Origin of the sequence: Asticcacaulis aquihabitans (genome assembly GCF_032490435.1) — a bacterium.
Taxonomy (GTDB): Bacteria; Pseudomonadota; Alphaproteobacteria; order Caulobacterales; family Caulobacteraceae; genus Asticcacaulis.
Map to the genome: position 1 here is coordinate 850,633 of NZ_JAVGWM010000001.1, position 15,755 is coordinate 866,387.

At 56.4% G+C, this 15,755-nt stretch carries 23 protein-coding genes; 16 read left to right on the forward strand and 7 right to left on the reverse strand.

Annotated features, from left to right (window positions below; genetic code table 11):
* Positions 1-248 precede the first annotated feature (248 nt).
* The 4 genes from RCJ00_RS04090 to RCJ00_RS04105 all read left to right on the forward strand — a co-directional run bounded on the left by RCJ00_RS04090 (position 249) and on the right by RCJ00_RS04105 (position 2,073).
* Complete coding sequence (locus tag RCJ00_RS04090) at positions 249-563, forward strand: autorepressor SdpR family transcription factor (RefSeq protein WP_316220434.1); 315 nt, start codon at positions 249-251, stop codon at positions 561-563.
* Complete coding sequence (locus tag RCJ00_RS04095; RefSeq protein ID WP_316220435.1) at positions 560-1,186, forward strand: SdpI family protein; 627 nt, start codon at positions 560-562, stop codon at positions 1,184-1,186. The genes RCJ00_RS04090 and RCJ00_RS04095 overlap by 4 nt, the downstream gene beginning before the upstream one ends.
* A gap of 98 nt (positions 1,187-1,284) precedes the next feature.
* On the forward strand, positions 1,285-1,638 hold the full coding sequence (locus tag RCJ00_RS04100; RefSeq protein ID WP_316220437.1) for a VOC family protein: 354 nt from the start codon (positions 1,285-1,287) through the stop codon (positions 1,636-1,638).
* Positions 1,639-1,746: 108 nt separating this feature from the next.
* Positions 1,747-2,073, forward strand: coding sequence for a hypothetical protein (locus RCJ00_RS04105; protein ID WP_316220438.1), 327 nt, complete (start codon positions 1,747-1,749; stop codon positions 2,071-2,073).
* Between the two features lie 544 nt (positions 2,074-2,617).
* Here the strand turns inward: RCJ00_RS04105 and RCJ00_RS04110 are convergent.
* Genes RCJ00_RS04110 through RCJ00_RS04130 form a run of 5 tightly spaced genes read right to left on the reverse strand, consistent with a single transcriptional unit; the run spans position 2,618 to position 5,081 of the window.
* The gene (locus RCJ00_RS04110; RefSeq protein ID WP_316220439.1) at positions 2,618-3,289 is read right to left on the reverse strand and encodes a hypothetical protein; all 672 of its coding nucleotides are present in this window, start codon (positions 3,287-3,289) and stop codon (positions 2,618-2,620) included.
* Positions 3,286-3,702 (reverse strand): hypothetical protein, encoded by a 417-nt coding sequence (locus RCJ00_RS04115; RefSeq protein WP_316220440.1) that lies wholly within the window; start codon positions 3,700-3,702, stop codon positions 3,286-3,288. The genes RCJ00_RS04110 and RCJ00_RS04115 overlap by 4 nt, the downstream gene beginning before the upstream one ends.
* Positions 3,665-4,561 (reverse strand): DUF1376 domain-containing protein, encoded by an 897-nt coding sequence (locus RCJ00_RS04120; protein WP_316220442.1) that lies wholly within the window; start codon positions 4,559-4,561, stop codon positions 3,665-3,667. The genes RCJ00_RS04115 and RCJ00_RS04120 overlap by 38 nt, the downstream gene beginning before the upstream one ends.
* Positions 4,558-4,872, reverse strand: a complete 315-nt coding sequence (locus RCJ00_RS04125) for a LexA family protein (RefSeq protein WP_316220443.1) — start codon at positions 4,870-4,872, stop codon at positions 4,558-4,560. The genes RCJ00_RS04120 and RCJ00_RS04125 overlap by 4 nt, the downstream gene beginning before the upstream one ends.
* Complete coding sequence (locus RCJ00_RS04130) at positions 4,869-5,081, reverse strand: hypothetical protein (protein ID WP_316220445.1); 213 nt, start codon at positions 5,079-5,081, stop codon at positions 4,869-4,871. Before RCJ00_RS04130 ends, RCJ00_RS04125 begins: the two co-directional genes overlap by 4 nt.
* Positions 5,082-5,196: 115 nt before the next feature.
* On the opposite strand from RCJ00_RS04130, the gene RCJ00_RS04135 reads away from it, so the two are divergent.
* From RCJ00_RS04135 to RCJ00_RS04175, 9 genes are all read left to right on the forward strand, one after another.
* Complete coding sequence (locus RCJ00_RS04135; RefSeq protein ID WP_316220446.1) at positions 5,197-5,901, forward strand: S24 family peptidase; 705 nt, start codon at positions 5,197-5,199, stop codon at positions 5,899-5,901.
* 18 nt (positions 5,902-5,919) lie between these two features.
* Entirely contained in the window at positions 5,920-6,468 is a 549-nt protein-coding gene (locus RCJ00_RS04140) for a hypothetical protein (protein ID WP_316220447.1), read from the forward strand.
* Between the two features lie 293 nt (positions 6,469-6,761).
* Positions 6,762-7,295, forward strand: coding sequence for a hypothetical protein (locus RCJ00_RS04145; RefSeq protein WP_316220448.1), 534 nt, complete (start codon positions 6,762-6,764; stop codon positions 7,293-7,295).
* 37 nt (positions 7,296-7,332) lie between these two features.
* Entirely contained in the window at positions 7,333-8,046 is a 714-nt protein-coding gene (locus tag RCJ00_RS04150; protein WP_316220449.1) for a hypothetical protein, read from the forward strand.
* Between the two features lie 343 nt (positions 8,047-8,389).
* Positions 8,390-9,196, forward strand: coding sequence for an SEL1-like repeat protein (locus RCJ00_RS04155; protein WP_316220450.1), 807 nt, complete (start codon positions 8,390-8,392; stop codon positions 9,194-9,196).
* Positions 9,197-9,312: 116 nt separating this feature from the next.
* Positions 9,313-9,618, forward strand: coding sequence for a type II toxin-antitoxin system RelB family antitoxin (gene relB / locus RCJ00_RS04160; protein ID WP_316220451.1), 306 nt, complete (start codon positions 9,313-9,315; stop codon positions 9,616-9,618).
* Complete coding sequence (locus tag RCJ00_RS04165; RefSeq protein WP_316220452.1) at positions 9,615-9,905, forward strand: type II toxin-antitoxin system RelE/ParE family toxin; 291 nt, start codon at positions 9,615-9,617, stop codon at positions 9,903-9,905. Before relB ends, RCJ00_RS04165 begins: the two co-directional genes overlap by 4 nt.
* A gap of 297 nt (positions 9,906-10,202) precedes the next feature.
* Positions 10,203-12,056, forward strand: a complete 1,854-nt coding sequence (locus tag RCJ00_RS04170) for a Z1 domain-containing protein (RefSeq protein ID WP_316220453.1) — start codon at positions 10,203-10,205, stop codon at positions 12,054-12,056.
* Positions 12,046-12,504 (forward strand): hypothetical protein, encoded by a 459-nt coding sequence (locus RCJ00_RS04175; RefSeq protein ID WP_316220454.1) that lies wholly within the window; start codon positions 12,046-12,048, stop codon positions 12,502-12,504. The genes RCJ00_RS04170 and RCJ00_RS04175 overlap by 11 nt, the downstream gene beginning before the upstream one ends.
* Here RCJ00_RS04175 and RCJ00_RS04180 read toward each other — a convergent pair.
* The gene (locus RCJ00_RS04180; RefSeq protein ID WP_316220455.1) at positions 12,501-13,679 is read right to left on the reverse strand and encodes a TRM11 family methyltransferase; all 1,179 of its coding nucleotides are present in this window, start codon (positions 13,677-13,679) and stop codon (positions 12,501-12,503) included. The two genes, RCJ00_RS04175 and RCJ00_RS04180, sit on opposite strands and share 4 nt — an antisense overlap.
* A gap of 563 nt (positions 13,680-14,242) precedes the next feature.
* Here RCJ00_RS04180 and RCJ00_RS04185 point away from each other — a divergent pair.
* On the forward strand, positions 14,243-14,602 hold the full coding sequence (locus tag RCJ00_RS04185) for an exodeoxyribonuclease VII small subunit (protein ID WP_316220457.1): 360 nt from the start codon (positions 14,243-14,245) through the stop codon (positions 14,600-14,602).
* A complete protein-coding gene (locus RCJ00_RS04190; protein WP_316220458.1) occupies positions 14,599-14,898 on the forward strand; it encodes a hypothetical protein in 300 nt (99 codons plus the stop codon). The genes RCJ00_RS04185 and RCJ00_RS04190 overlap by 4 nt, the downstream gene beginning before the upstream one ends.
* Here RCJ00_RS04190 and RCJ00_RS04195 read toward each other — a convergent pair.
* Entirely contained in the window at positions 14,838-15,062 is a 225-nt protein-coding gene (locus RCJ00_RS04195; protein WP_316220459.1) for a hypothetical protein, read from the reverse strand. The genes RCJ00_RS04190 and RCJ00_RS04195 overlap by 61 nt on opposite strands.
* Before the next feature lie 282 nt (positions 15,063-15,344).
* Between RCJ00_RS04195 and RCJ00_RS04200 the strand changes: the two genes are divergently transcribed.
* Positions 15,345-15,746: a helix-turn-helix domain-containing protein gene (locus RCJ00_RS04200; protein WP_316220460.1), complete on the forward strand. Its 402-nt coding sequence runs from the start codon at positions 15,345-15,347 to the stop codon at positions 15,744-15,746.
* The last annotated feature ends 9 nt before the right edge of the window (positions 15,747-15,755 follow it).

The window sequence follows — 15,755 nt, forward strand, 5'->3', positions numbered from 1 at the left end:
TTTTTTAGGTGGCTATTCTTTGCGGGAACTCTAGCGATATTTATCTTTGTTGCTGTAACGACTGTTCCAGACATTTTAGCTTCGTGCGTTAATGCACCTATAAACGGCCCGGCAGGACCTCAATCACGACATCAGCCGATGATTGGACCCGATGATAGAGGTGTCCAGCGGAGCGAAGTTTGACGCCCTTGGCATTATGTCCCCCTACACCGCTTGACTCTATTTCGATGTTTAGCTAAATACAAATCATGAGCCTCGTTTTCAAAGCCCTTTCCGATCCGACCCGCCGCCGTGTGCTGGAGCTGCTCAAGTCCGGCCCGATGAGCGCCGGTGAGTTGGCCGGTCATTTCACCGTGGCCAAGCCGACCCTGTCCGCCCATTTCGCCGTCCTGCGCGAAGCCCGCCTGATCACCTCCGAAAAGAGCGGCAATTCCGTCATCTACCAGATCCAGATGTCGGTGCTGGAAGAAGCCCTGCTCGGCTTCGCCCAGGCCTTCGGCTGGCAACTGAACGCATCCGACACGCCTACCCCCGAAACCCCAATAAAGGCGCCCCGCCCATGAGCCCGATCCCTTCCGCCGACACCGCCGTGTGCCACCCTCTCGTGAAGCCCCTCACCCTTGCCTCCGCCCTCGTAGGCCTAACCGTCCTGGGCGTCGGGATCGCCAGCAAGCTCGGAGTCATTGACGCCGACATGGCCAAACGCATCTGCGGCATCGCCTTTGGCGTCCTGCTTGTGGTGCTCGGCAACTTCCTGCCCAAGGTCGCCCGCCCCATCGGCGCCGATGCCGATCCGCGCCCGATCCGCGCCGCTGAGCGGTTGGCCGGATGGTTGTTCGTCCTGGGCGGGCTGGCCTATATCGCCGCCTGGGTTTTCGTGCCCCCCGGCCTGAACCTTATGGCGTCGTCCGTCGTCGGACTGGGCGTCTTCGCGGCGGCTTCGGCGGTGTGGCTCACCCTGGCGGGCCTGCCCCGTCATCGCCCAATGGTCGGCAATCCGCGCGCCTATGCCGCCCGCCGCGGCATGTTCGTCATGCTGCACGCCGTCTTCTGGGCCTTCGCCATGTTCCTGGCCGCCGGTCTGTGGGCCCAGCCGGTCGTGACCTACATGACCATCGGTTTCGTGGCGGCCAATGGCGTGCTGCTGAGCTGCCTGCGCCGTCCGCGCCACCCCCAACAAGCCTGAACCAGACGCCTGAATCAGCAGCCTGAAACCTTTTGATGGACAGCCGTCTCCAGCCCGCATAAGCTTCCCTTAGGACAGACCTGCGCAGGACCCCAATCATGCCCGTAACCGGTATAGGCGGCTTCTTCTTTCGCTCAGACGATCCGGCCCCGCTTTCGGCCTGGTATCAAACGCACCTGGGCATCACCGCCGGCTATTCCGGCTGGAAACAATCGGCCGGGACGACCATCTTCGCCCCCTTCCCCAAGGCTTCGGACTATTTCCCGGCGGACAAGAGCTTCATGCTCAACCTGCGGGTCGATGATATCGACGCCCTGATCGCCTCCCTTACGGCGGCGGGGATCGCGGTCACCACCAATCCCGAATGGGATACGCCGGAAACCGGCCGCTTCGCCCGCCTCTATGACCCCGAAGGCAACGCCATCGAGCTTTGGCAACCGCCAGAAGACTAAATCTCCTACGCGGTCATGACGCGCGCCTCCTTGCTATAAGAAAGAACTTTACAAAATAAAGCTCTTTATGTAGAACCTAATCATTGCATTGGACAGGGAGAGATCGTCATGCGTAACGGAGCCATTATCCTGAGTGTTTTCGCCGCCATATGGGCGATCATGGGGCTGCATATAGCCGGTCAACCGCAGTGGGCGCAGGCCGTGCCGCTGGTCCTGTCGGTTGCGCTGATCCTCCTGGCCATCACGGGGAACCGCCATGTGCCGCCCCGCTCGCCGGAAGACGGCAAGCGCGTCGGCCGCTATCGTTGCATACCAAAGGTACGCGATTGTTGTACTGCAAGTCAAATTCAGCCGATAGCGGTTCAGATGCTTTTTGGCACAGTGCTGATGGACGCCGCGTACCTACGCACCTTTCCGCGGTTGATGAAGTCATAACCGGCAATGGCTTCTGCGGTGATATCTTTCACCGCGCCATTTTTGTTTCACACAGGGCACTGCGACCTAATTCCATCAGTTCGCTTGCTGCAATTTTCCGCTCCCGTCCTTGACAAAGATAATCATACCATTCCATCTCTTTTCCTTACCCTTGCTCGGTGAGAGATGATTTATGAAAAATAGATCCACAAAACTACTAAATATATACGGTAAATTCTCTGGCCATCAACACGCTGAACAAGTATAAATATCTATTTATTTGTTGCGCATCTCCTTTATACCATCGAGAAGCTTATTGAATAAAGGAATAGGGTTCATCTCAACACTTATAAGTGTGCCGCAGGAGGCATCAGGACAAGAGTAAGCAATTGCCTGCCGATCCTTTCCATTTAATGCTACTGTGATATTAGTCGCACTGACGATGGAAAGTGACTTTCTACAAGACGGACATTTCATAGGGCTTCTCCAACGGTTAAATTTAACCGTTTGAAATCACCACATTTCCCGTTAAAATTGTCCTAATCCACAAATGTCTTGTGCCCCTTCACGCCGCCTCGTACACCTCCCGCACGGCCTTGCGGGCGCGGGGGATGGCGTCGATAAGCTCTTCGCACATCACCTGAAACCGCACGGTCTGTTTGGCCGGGTCAGCCACCGCCAGTTCGCGTTCGACCAGGGTGCGCCAATCGGGCGGGCGGTCGTCTTCGACCAGAGCCCGCGCAAAGGCTTCGGCCAATTGCCGCGACCTGGCCGTCAGCCGCTCCGCCACCGCTTCCAGCAGACGCACATAGAACCGGTGGCGGTCTTCGTGGCTCCAGCCCGCGTCCGGATCGGCGGGCGCGATGCGGCCTTCTTCCGGTGGCCCGTCGAGCCGGTGCGCCGCGGCATAGATGCCGAGCCAATCCATGCCCGCATGGCCTTCGTCCCGGCCGATCGTGCCGCGCGTCACCAATACGGTGAAGGGATTGGCCCGCCACACCCCGCGCGGTTTGCCCGCCGCGTCGCGCGTCATCCGCGTGCCGACATGGCGTTTGTAATCGTACAGCCCGCCGTCGCCATTGAGGCCCCAGTTTTCGACCTTTCGCCCTTCCACAGCCTGAACCAAGGCCCGGTCGGCGGCGCGCGCCTGCTGGGCGGCGTCGATCGTGGCGCGGCGGGCGCGCATCTCTTCCGGCGACAACAGGGTGATACGCGCCTTCTTGTTTCGTTTCTTCATCGGGAACACCTTTCCGTTTCCGTGGCGGCCAAAAACCGCGCCGCCTTGCGGGCCAGGGCGCGGCGATAGCCGCCGATTTCTTCGCACAGCCCCAGCACGTCGCCCGGCTGAGGCACAAAGGCCGCCTTGGGCCCATTGAGCCAGCGTTGCGCGGCGGCGTGCAACACATCGGCCGGCCATCCGCCCAGGCTGTGCCGCCATTGCGCCACCACCATGGTCTTGACCTGCTCGCCGCGCCGTTCGAACCCTTCGTACATGACCAAAAGCCCGAAGATGATCCGCCCGATTTCCGCCTCCGTCGCCGCCGTTTCGGCCAGGATCAGCGCTTGCGCGTCGGCGGTCAGCCCCGCCCGGCTGTCGGCGTCGGCCAGCATCTCAGTCAGGCTCAGCCGCGCCAGGGCCAGGCGGGGCAAAGACGTGGCGGAAAGCCGCGACTGTGCTGTCCTGATGGCGGTCTGATGCGGTTTTTCGGGTACGGCTGCCATATCGGGTCTCATGAGGCCTGCTTGCAGGGTTCGGGGTCGGTTGGGTGCGGTCGGCGCGGGCACGGGCGATGGCGGGCGCGAAATAGCGCCAGCTTTGCGGCGGGTCGCGCATGCGGTGCAGGGTGGCGGTAATGCCGGCCACGACATCGCGCCATTCGAAGCGGTCGGTTTCATGCCATCCGGTCAAAATCCCCGCCCCCAGCACGGGCCAGGCGTGGCGGCTGAGGTCGGCGCAGTGCGTCAGCGCAATCAGGTCGCCGATCCACCGCCGCCGGTCGGCCGGCCAGCCCAAAGCATCACGCAGATCATCCCGCAAATCGGGCGCGCTATCATCACCATCTACTGGATTCTGGATTATGGATTCTGGATGGCATGTTTCGGGCATGGGGTCTGGCATGGCTTTTGGCATGGGTTCGGCTATGCTTGGAGCATCGCTTTCAGGCGCCTCCGATGCGGTATTCCAACGCAGGCCGGCGGCGCGGCGGGCCTTTGCCTGATTACGGTTTGACGCCATTTCGATGCGCGCCACCCGGCCATTGATTCCGCCGTGGATATAGCCCGTTTCCGTGACACCGAACTTGGCCGCCAAAACGGCCTTTACCGTCGCCTTTTCGGTGCGCGTTACGGCGCCGCAGATGCGCAGGCACTCCGCTTCGGTCCACCCGATGCCGCCATCCAGGTAATATTGGTTGCATAGCCGCAGGTAAGCCCCCTCCTCGGCCAGGCTCATGCGCACCGTGCCGGAGCGCCAGTCGCCGATATGCAACGGATAGGCGTGGATCTTCATGCCGCTTCTCCTCCCGCCTCACGCAAAGCCGCGCGCACGGCGTCATGGACGGCCTCATGCACGGCGTTTGGCCCATAGGCCGCGACCAACCGCCCGATCTCGACCCGGACCGGATCGATGACGGTAATCCCGTGGGCGCGGCGCGGATCGCGCACCACCCGCCCCTGCCGTTCCAGCCCTTCGACCAACCGCGCCACGCCGGACCGCGACACTATGCCGATGGCCGCACCGATGGCGGCATAGGACGGCGACAGGCCGTCGCGGCTCAACTGGCGGATGGCGCTTAGGCAATCGCGTTCGCGCGGAGTCATAACGCCCCCCGCATCGGACGGCGGCCGCGCAATCCGCGCACAATGACCGGCAAGGCGGCATCGTCGAAATCGGGATCGACGCCGCCCTGGACCTCGGCCCGGGGGTAAGGCCCCAAATCGCGAACATAAGGATCGCGACCATAAGGATCGCGGCCATAAGGATCGCCGTATGTGCGGATAGGTTGGGGTAAGGCGGGACGGTAGGTCATGTTCGGCTCCGGGAAAGTGTCCGATTCCGAAGTTACGTAAGATCGTAACGATTTGCAAGGAATATTACGATACTTAGCAATACGAAATTTCGTAATCGATGCGATAAATAGGGCCATGACCGACTCCGCATTTACCCAGCGCCAGCTCAATTTCGAAAAATGGCGCCAGATGAACGGCCTGACCTTCGTTCAGATCGCCGATGCCTCAGGCGTGCCCTATTCGACGCTCAAATCCTTTACCACCAAGCCGGGGCAAGGGATGATCGACCGCAATATCGAAAAGCTGACCCTGGCCTATCGCATATCGGCGGACGATATCTTCGTCGAACCGCGCCTGATCCGCGACACGCCGCTGACGCCCCTGACCGCGCAATCCCAGACGCCGGCGGTTACGACCCCGGACGGGCTGGTGCGCATTCCCGCCTACGATATCCGGCTGGCGGCGGGCGGCGGCACGGTGATCGACCGCGAAGAGGTGAAGGAACATTGGGCCGTGCCCCTGCGCTTCATCACCGACGAACTGGGCCTGTCGCCCAGCACCCTGTCCATGGCCGAAGTCACCGGCGACAGCATGTATCCGTTGCTGTGGCACCGCGACCGCATCCTGATCAACCATGCCGACATCAACCCGTCGCCGCCGGGCGTCTTCGCCCTGTGGGACGGCTATGGCCTGGTGGTCAAAAAGGTCCAGCGCATCCACCGTTCCGACCCGGAAAAGGCGATGCTGATCTCCGAAAACCCGACCTATCCGCCGTATGAGGTCTTCCTCGACGAAATCAACATCATCGGCCGCGTCGTGTGGTTTAACCGCCGGATGTAGGGGGCGACGGCCGGAGATATGGCAAGTTTCGTTCACCTGACACCGGACTCACACCTGGCGAAAATCCGGCGCAACGGCATTGCCGCGTCACGTCTTGTGGCGGTCCATTCGCCCGTCGGCAGGGGCGTATTTTGCTTTCCGGTGCTGCCTGATTTTTTCGCCACGCATCAATGGCTGCATGAACTGCGCCGTCGAAGCCGGGAACGCATTTGCGGCGTCTATTTTCGCGTCGCGGACACGCAAAGGGTTTATATCGGCCGCTTTGGCACGCCCCACCATGAGGTCAGCGCCGCCGAAGCCTGCGCCCGCCTGGGCAAAGACAGGTCATTGGGCATGGAGGTCATCCTGCCGCGCGCAATCGGCCGGTCGGAAATTCTGAGCGTCAGGCCCCTGCCCCAATGCGTCGGCTGGCGGATATACCCGGAGGCAAAGGGCAACCCGCCCGTGTGGCCTCAGCCGGGCAGCTTTCGGGCCAGGGCGCTGCGCGACAGACTTACCAAAGAAGACAGGCGCGAAGAGGAGCGCTATGTCTCGCGCTTCCCCGCCGAATGGTACGCTGAGGAATGAGTGCCCCCCTAAACCAGATACCCCACCACCCCGCCCTGCGAGCGCGGTCCCATGGCTTGTCGAACGCTATACGTTCGCCTACGCCAAACCCCAAGCAAGCCAGGGAGGTACTATAATCTTGTACCTCCCCACCTACGGTGGGGAGGGGGACCGCACGAAACGCGAAGCGTTGAGATGCGGTGGTGGGGCATCTTGCTCCCCCCCTCACCCTGAACCTCTCGCCACAACGGGTTGTGTGTCCGGCGGCTTTGCGCTTTAGTCTGCACAGGTTCGTCTGCACAGGGGGGACAGCCATGACGACAGAGGTCACATACGACGACGACACCATCACGATTGCCGAGCGCCAGGAGGCAGGCAGCAAGGCCTTGGGCGTCCTGACACAACTCGTCTACGCCGCGCTGTGCTGCGGACTGTTGATGGACGTCTGGCACAGGGGACAATGGCGTCATCCATCGCTTGATGCAGACTGGCTCGTTGATGCCCTTATGGCGCTACTCTTTCTCGTTTCCCTTATCCTGGCGCCCTTCAGTATTAGAAACACGTTGGGCTACAAGCCCACTGTCTGGCGGTTCAGCCACGACCGGATCGACTACAGCGGCGGCTATAGCTGGCGGCCGGTTGAGAAAACCTTCGACGGTACAGAGGTGATCGCCATCAAAACCCAGGTGCGCCGTAGCGGCCTCCCGGACTATTTCCGCATCCGGTTAGAACTGTCCAAGGCGGGAACGGTGGAATTCCCGTGGAGCCCGAACAAGGCCCGCCATGACGACCTGGTCATGCGCCTGATGGACATGTTTCCCGCGGCCAAAACCCATATCGCCAAATGAAGCGATGGCTGCGTATGAAGGGAATTAGGGAAACGCAATGAACAGACGCCAATGGATACATGCAATCGCTGCGCTGGCGCTTGGGGCAAGGTCAGCGCGCGCCGACGGCAAGAGGACGTCCACTTTGAAACCTGCCGATCCGACAACTCAGCGCGCCTTTAAGCCGTACTACGATATTGGCGGTGTATTGGGCTTTATGGTCTATGACGACGCGTCGGGCGATGAAGCCGATGCCCGCGCGGCCATCCGCGATACCTTGGCGCAAGGCGGCCAAGTCAATGACAGCGCCTTAAATGCCCTGGTTCCACGGCGGCTCAGCGAAGCGCAGTTCTTCGGCGATTGGTATAATCCCTCCGACGGCAGCCTTGTTTGGAACGGCACGGTTAAAACCGCCGATGGCCAGGAACTGACACGGCCCAAATTTACCGCCCTGGCGGACACAAACATAGCGTCCTCAGGCTCCGGGATTCCGGATATAGGTCAAGGGGGGCAGTTCGCCTATGCGTTTGCCTCCCCGCCCTATGGCCTCGTTGGTCCGCACGATAAGATTCAGAAGGTGTTCGACGGTGTCCGTGACACCCTTTTGCCCACGGGTCATGTGTGCGTCATCACCGACTGGACCAACCCAACCCTCGAAGAGGTCTCGCCTTATTTTAAGCCGGGAATGGAATGGTGGGGTGTCTTTCTCTTCACCATTTACGACGCGACGAACCGTCGATTGACGGTCATCATCGGCTCCGCGACGGACTAAAATGGACGCAAATCCAGTGGAACAACCTTAAGCCAGACACCCCACCACCCCGCCCTGCGGGCGCGGTCCCCCTCCCCGGCGGAGCCGGGGAGGTACAAGATTATAGCACCTTCCCAACTTATAGTACCTCCCCACCTATGGTGGGGAGGGGGACCGCACGAAACGCGAAGCGTTGAGGTGTGGGGGTGGGGTATCTTACGTCTCCCCCACCTGCGAAGGTTGACGTAATACGCAAGCGAAAATTGTGAACAGCCCGCGCGCCCACCCGTCGCGTTTCGCCTTGCCACCGCTGCGTGCATCTGGTTCAAGCAAAGCGACACCACGATTCCTTCAGGGGGGACTTATGAAAACGCTGCTGATCACCGCCGCCGTCGCGGCCCTGTCCGTCACGTCTATGGCCGTCACCGCCGCGCACGCCGCCGATCCGTATGCTTCGCTGGACGCCATGGCTCCGTTCATGGCCGCGACCACCCATTGCGAGGACTTTGACTACCGGGTCGATCTCGACGGCACCCAGTCCGAAGTCATGCGCCGTGCCTATGCGGTGGCCGCCAGCGGCGTCGCCCAGGGCGACATCCTCCCGCATTTCCGGGCCACCATGCAAACCCAGACCGATAAGGCCGAAGCGGTCGGCACGCTTGGCGCGCTACGCCGCCTTGAGGCCAAACCGCAATACGAAGGCATCGAAAAGCTGTTCAGCTATTGGTCGCCCATATGCAGCCGCTACGCTGCCAGCCCCGAATTCGCGTCCCTCATCACCGCGCCCGCCTATGCCAAATCCGGCCAGCCCCAATCCTATTTCGGCCTGATCGAGTTCAAGGCGGCGCACGGCGACGTTTCCGCCATGAAAAATGCCGCCTCCATGTACGATAACGGCTTTCGCCCCGATCCGGACAAAAGCAAGGCGCACGCCTGGTGGCTAAAGGCCGCCGAGGCCGGGGACGCCACCGCCGCCGACGCCGTGGCCAGCAACTTTTTCACCGCCTATGGTGCGCCGAAGGACTATGTCGAAGCGGTGAAGTGGGCCGCCATTTCCGCCGCGCGCGGTGGCGACGGCAAGACGCTGACGACATTGGAAGAAGTGATCCCCGCCGCCGACCTCACCAAGGGCAAGGCCGCCGCGCAAGCCTGGCTGGCCAAACATAAATAGCGGTTAGGCCCGCATCCGATATTCGCGGCCGTCGCTGGGGCCTACTCTATTGCTGAAATAGTGCTGGCACCTGTATTACAGATGAAATACACTCATCGCCGAAAGAGAGGTCCGTCATGGCTTCAAGTGAAATGGTTCAAGCCCGCATCGATGGCGATATCAAAGAGCGCGCCGGTCTGGTTCTCGGTAAAATGGGGCTGACGGTTTCCGATGCGGTGCGCATTCTTCTGACCCGCATTGCAAACGAAGGGGCCCTACCCGCTGGCCTGACAGTCGATCAGGACGCTTACGATGCCTGGTTTCGCGCAAAGGTGCAGGAAGCATTGGATGACCCGCGCCCGCCTATCCCGCATGCAGATGTGAAAGCGCGCATGGCGGAAATCAAGGCCAAAGCCTTGCGTGCGGCGGCGGGGGATGCGTGAAACTTGACTGGACGCCGCTCGCCCTCGAAGACCGGATACATACCTTTAATCACATCGCTGAAGAGAGCGTGCAGATCGCCGTCAAAATCGACGATGCCATTGACGCACAAACGGAACGGTTAGTGGAGTTTCCAGAAAGCGGCAGACCCGGTCGCTTTCCGGGTACGCGCGAACTGGTCGTGGTGGGTTATCCCTTCATCGTGGCTTATCGTATTGTCGAGGACACAATCCGCATTATTCGGGTGCTCCATCAGGCGCAGCAATGGCCGGACGATATTCCCCATTAGCAGCTTGTTCCGATCTGATTTTTACGCGCCTTAACGATCGCGTCCAATTGCGCCAGAACCTGAAAGCCGGGGTAATCCGCCTTAGCAAACGCGTCCCGGTAATAACAGTCCCAGTAACTCATCACCCGCGCGCGCGTGACTTCGTAGAACTCAGGATTCTCACCGATGAAGCGCGCAATGAGCACCGGATTGATGTGCGGCAGTTCTCGTTAAGCTCCTGAAATCATTGTCGCGCCGATTGACTGTTTTCAATTCTTGATTGAATGTCACACTGAAAAAACGAATCTGAGGGGTGATATGGACAAGCAGTTTGACATTACTAAGTTTTCGGCAAATGCAACCATCAGCAAACAATATGAAGCGCAACTTGGCCGTCTAAAGACCGCCAATAAACAGGTTGATTGTATTGAGGACGCAGTTCGAGGTGCTTTAGAAAATCTCCAAAAGGAAGACTGCACATCATTTGTAATTTATGGCGAGCCACAAAGTGGTAAGACAGAAATGATGATCTGCCTCACTGCTAAATTGTTGGATGAAGGTTACAATTTTATTGTTCATCTGCTGAACGACAGTGTTGATTTGTTAGGTCAAAATCTGGGGCGTTTCAAAAAATCTGGATTAGCACCTGCGGCCAGGAATGTTTCTGAAATTCTTGATCCTGCCGTTGATTTAAAGACGGGTAAGCATGTTATTTTCTGCAAGAAGAATGGCAAAGACTTACGAAAATTGATTGAAAAGATTGGAGTTGTTAAGGACATTATCATTGTTGATGATGAAGCAGACTACGCGTCACCAAATGCTAAGATTAATAAAGGTGAGAAAACCGTAATCAACGAGCTTATTGAGATAGTTCGCGGCAAAAGCGGAATTTATATAGGTGTCACAGCCACGCCAGCTCGCTTAAATTTAAACAACACTTTTGAAAATGATAGTCATCTCTGGGTCAACTTTCCCCCGCATCAAGCGTATACTGGACAAGATGTATTTTTCCCAATCGACAAAAAGATTGAGTACGGTTTGGAGTTACTACCAGATGCAGGCGACAATCCTAAATATCCACGAAATGCGCTATTTAGTTTTTTAGTCAATGCTGCATACCTAAACAAATATGTTAATAAATCAGAAGAGAATTACTCATTTTTAATCCATACGAGCGGAAAAAAAATTGACCATAAGGGAGACTGGGGAACCATTAACGCCACGTTGAATGAATTAATGAATTCTAGTTCTAAAAATTTTGAGATATTTGTTAAGCAAATATGGACACTTGCTTCCGAACGATATCCAGATGCAGATACTGACGATCTAACATCTTACGTGATTCAAAATATTTCTCGAAACTCCCTTATAGTTTTGAACAGTGAAACAGATTTCACACAAAAAGGAGCTTCTGCGACGACGCCAACCAGCCTATTCACAATAATTATCGGCGGAAATATAGTTTCCAGAGGCGTAACACTAGACAACCTGTTGTCTATGTTTTTTACACGTGACGTTAAACACAAAATGCAGCAGGATACATATATTCAGCGCGCAAGAATGTTTGGAAGTCGCAGCAGTTATCTGAAATTTTTTGAATTAACTATGCCAAATTCTCTATATTTGGATTGGCATCGATGTTTTGTTTTTCATCGCTTGGCATTGGAAGCGATCAGGCAAAAAATGGGGTCTCTTGTTTGGCTCAGCGATTCTAGGATCTCTGCAGTTGCGAGTTCTAGCATCAACGACTCGACTGTTGACATGCAGAGAGGAGAGATGTCGTTCCAGCTTTTTAACTACAATGACGAGATCGATAGCGTAATTGCATCCGATTTAGGCGTTTTTGAAAAGATGGAAGCACTGGGTAAGCTTCTTGGCCCCGGTGCATTCCCAGAATACCTAGCAAAATATGTTGTGCAAGTTTTACCGAAAAAGGCTGCTTCTATAGCGATCCATCCGACATCATCTATCGCTGGCCGAAAAGAAGACACTAACCAAGAACTGATTGAACGAGACAAGGGACTTATGGGCAAGTCGGAATTACAAAAAAGCACTTACCCTGATGCAATTCATCATTTTAAAATATTTAAGAATGCCGCGAATGCGGCGCGCCTATTTTACAAGTATGAAGGCTCTATTCAGTTTATAAAGAACCTAAAAAATGGTTCCTGAATATAAATTTTATCACGGCGCGGCGCTGTGCGAAATAATTGATATTTGTCCTTTTGATATTAAGATTGGGGAGCTAAAAGAAGACGGCAGACTTACTTCCTATGTCGTAGATCAGAAAATTGGTCTTCAGGTGAAGCATTCATCTGCCCGACTACCACCCTGGAGCTTCTCATTCACTAGCGCAAACTGGGATGAGCTCATAATTCTCAGTAAGCTATATAAAAAGAATGTATTTTTAATTTTTGTCTGTAGCGATGTCGGGTTTGTTACCATTGATATTCAATGCGTCTTAGAACTGTTATCTAACGGCCAGGCAGAACAGGCGTGGATAAGAATTTCACGCAAACGCGGCAAGTGGTTCGAGGTATCCGGCAATTCAGGTAGACAGGCAATTAAACGACCTACCGGAGTCGCGCCTATATTAGATGCCCTTGTTGCCATAAGCTAAGCAGCTTGAAACGTCAGAATTGTTTCCGTGCGCATCCTCTTGGCGAGCTGAGTTCCAGTAACCGGAAGGTATCTACTTGCTTCCGGTATTTCTCGCTCATAACTATCAATGAGTTCCAAGTCCGCTGCAATTGCCGCAAATCGGACGGCCTCAGAATTCTTTATATATACGCCTCTTAAGCAGGAATTCCCTACCACGAATGTTGCCCGGCCTGATGACTTAAGAACCCTGGACACTTCCGAAAACGTAACGCACATGTCATCAACATATCGCCTAATCATTCCATGGTTTTTAGCAGGCAGCTTATGTAATTCACCCATGCCCGTCATAATTTCTCCCAATTCAACGGAAGAGAATTTTTCAACAATGCTTTTCTCGGCTCCAATGCTACCAGCGCGAATTTCGCGAAGCGACTTGATGGTATAGCCTAGCCAAACCAGAGCTAGTTTATGCCCACGCATATAGTCTATTGCATTAAGGTAGGGTGGCGAGGTGATAATAGCGTCAATACTTTTATCTGCTACAGCCCCAAGCTTGCGAGCATCCCCGACCCCGGCGCGAGCATGTCCCTGGAATCCAGAGTGATTGAGGCGTTGCAAAATTTGCAAAGTCGCTTTTTTGAAACCTGAATATACGTCATATTCGTTAGTTTCGGTTACTCTGTGCGGCCTGCTATGTGAGGTGTCGCGTGCAAGCGAGGCTGCCTGTTCTTTTGTGACAATAATCCTGCTAATCGCAAGCTTGAGCACATTGAGGGTTTCTGTCGATAATTCGGCAGAAACCTGATCCAATGCGTACGCTAATCTGCGTAAATCATGGCTTTGCCTGTCCGCAAACCAAAATTTTACAAAGGTCAGCGTCTCAGGGTCAGAGTCAAGCCAAGGAAGGCTCACAGCGCTATCGCTAGCCTGTAAAGCGGTATCTAAGACTTCATTGAGGGCCGCAGTCACTGACGCTGAGTCGACAGTTGAGCTCCAAACATTACTCATCAGGACCGCTAAAGGATCGACATCATACCCAATTGCCGTGTGCCCAAATTCTACGGCTTGTCTAAGCACTGTACCGGAACCTGTCATTGGGTCCAAAACTATGGAATTTTTAGGTAGATTGCCTAAAGCGCGTAATGCAAGTTCCGGCGCCATTCGGGCTGGAAAGGGATGGACTGGTTTTATCACGACGGCCTTGCCCCAAATTGCGCGCGTTAATATTTCAAAACAACCATTTCAACCATTAAGTGAAAAATTGCTGCATAATTTTGGGGTGTGTCGCTCCTATTGTCAAAATCTATAATGCGATGTCGCGATAAAATCTGCACCGTTACATTGAATCTAATATGATTGATCGTGGGTGCAAACTTATAAACGGATTAGTCAACCAGCTTTGTTGTGCTTCAAGGCTTCCATTGATTTTATGCCTATTTTTGTGATCCGCCACCAACATGAGCTGATTGAAACAAGAAAGGGAGATTATTAGACCTATGCTGCCGAGCAAGCCACCGCCGCCATGCAACAATATCGCGGTCCAGCGGTCGAGCACGCCCGGACGCCGGAGCATTCCCGCCCTGACCATGTCCTTGCACGATACGTCCATATTCCCCCGCATGCCCATTTCTATACCGCAAGCCACGCGGTAAGGGTACCCATTTGCCGGGGGTCGCTACAAAATTACGACACGTCGTAATTTCTCTTGCGAATTACGATTTAACGTAATATCGTAATCTCACCTTCAGGAGATTACGATGCTGACCAAGCTGATCGAACATACCGCGCCCGCCGATCCCGCCCGCCGTTTCGTGGCCTCGGCCTATACCGTCTTCGACCGCTGGTTCGAAGTGGCCGCGGGCGAAACCCGCGACGCCGCCGAAACGGGCCTGCGCGCCTGGCTGACGACGCACGGCGCCCCGTCCGCGCCCGTGCCGAACGAAGCCCGAAATGCCCCCTCATCCGATTTCGCCCGCGACATGACGCGCCGCGCCATCGACCGCCTCAACGATGCCGAACGCTACCTGAAGGACGGCGACGCCGATACCGCCGGCGAATGCCTGCAAAGCGCGCGGGACTGGCTGGCGGCGCTGTTGCCCCAGATGGTGGCGGCATGACCGATATCCTCCCCTTCCCGTCCATCCGCGAACCGCGCTTTCGCTGCGTCGACGACGGCATGGCCCAGCGCACGCCCTTCGGCTGGGAGCACCTGAGCGATCAGGACGCCCTGGACCTCAATCATATTCTGCGACTGCGCGCCGACCGCCATGACCGCGACGGCCATCCTGCCCTCGCCCGCCTGCATCGCGACTATATGGGCCAATTGACAAAGGCATGGAGCGACGCATGCGCCTACCGCCGGACGCGAACGGGATATTCCAATACCTTGGATACCGTGCCGTCGAGGCGATAAACCGTCACCACGCCCGCATTGCCGATGGTGCGTTCCACCACCCGTCGGCCCAGCGCCTGATCGCGCGTCCGAAAGATTTTCAACACCTCGCCCGTGTCTTCGTGCTGCAACTCCCACTTTTCCGTATCGGGGTTTCTGATGACTCTGTACCGTCTTGTATCCATATGCCTGTCCTGCCGCGCGCTTGCGCAGAAATGACATGCCTGTCCGCCGCCCGGTCACATCCTCGGGTGTTCCTAAGCGGTGTACGTCGCCGGCGTTGAATCAGATTGGAATCACGGTTATCAATTGTGCCAAAATGGACAAAAGTCGCGTGTTCGGATATAAGTGACGATAGTTTCTTTTAAAAACGTCCGAAGGTTGAGCGGTCTATTCTAAATGTGCATGTTATGGCAAAGCTCGCACACGGAATTTTCCCCCCTCCGATTCGGTATCAGGAAGCGTAGATGGCGTACGACGAAACCACCCCAAATCCCGTTGATCTTCATGTAGGCCTGCGCGTGCGGGCGCGGCGCAAGTCGCTGGGCCTCAGCCAGGATGCCCTGGCCAAGTCCATCGGACTGACCTTTCAGCAGGTGCAAAAATACGAACGCGGCGCAAACCGCGTGTCGGCCTCCATGCTGTGGGCCATCGGCAAGGCGCTTGACGTGCCGGTCGTTTATTTCTTCAGCGGCTATGGCGAAGGCGACACTCAGGCGTTCGGCGAACCGTCGGCGGAGCAGTCGATCGGCAGCTTCCTGACCTCGGCCGAAGGGCAAGAACTGGCGGCCAGCTTTCCGCGCATCCGCGCCCCGCGCCAGCGTCGCAAGATCCTGGAGCTGGTAAAGGCTCTGGCTGACGGCGAATAGGACGGCCTG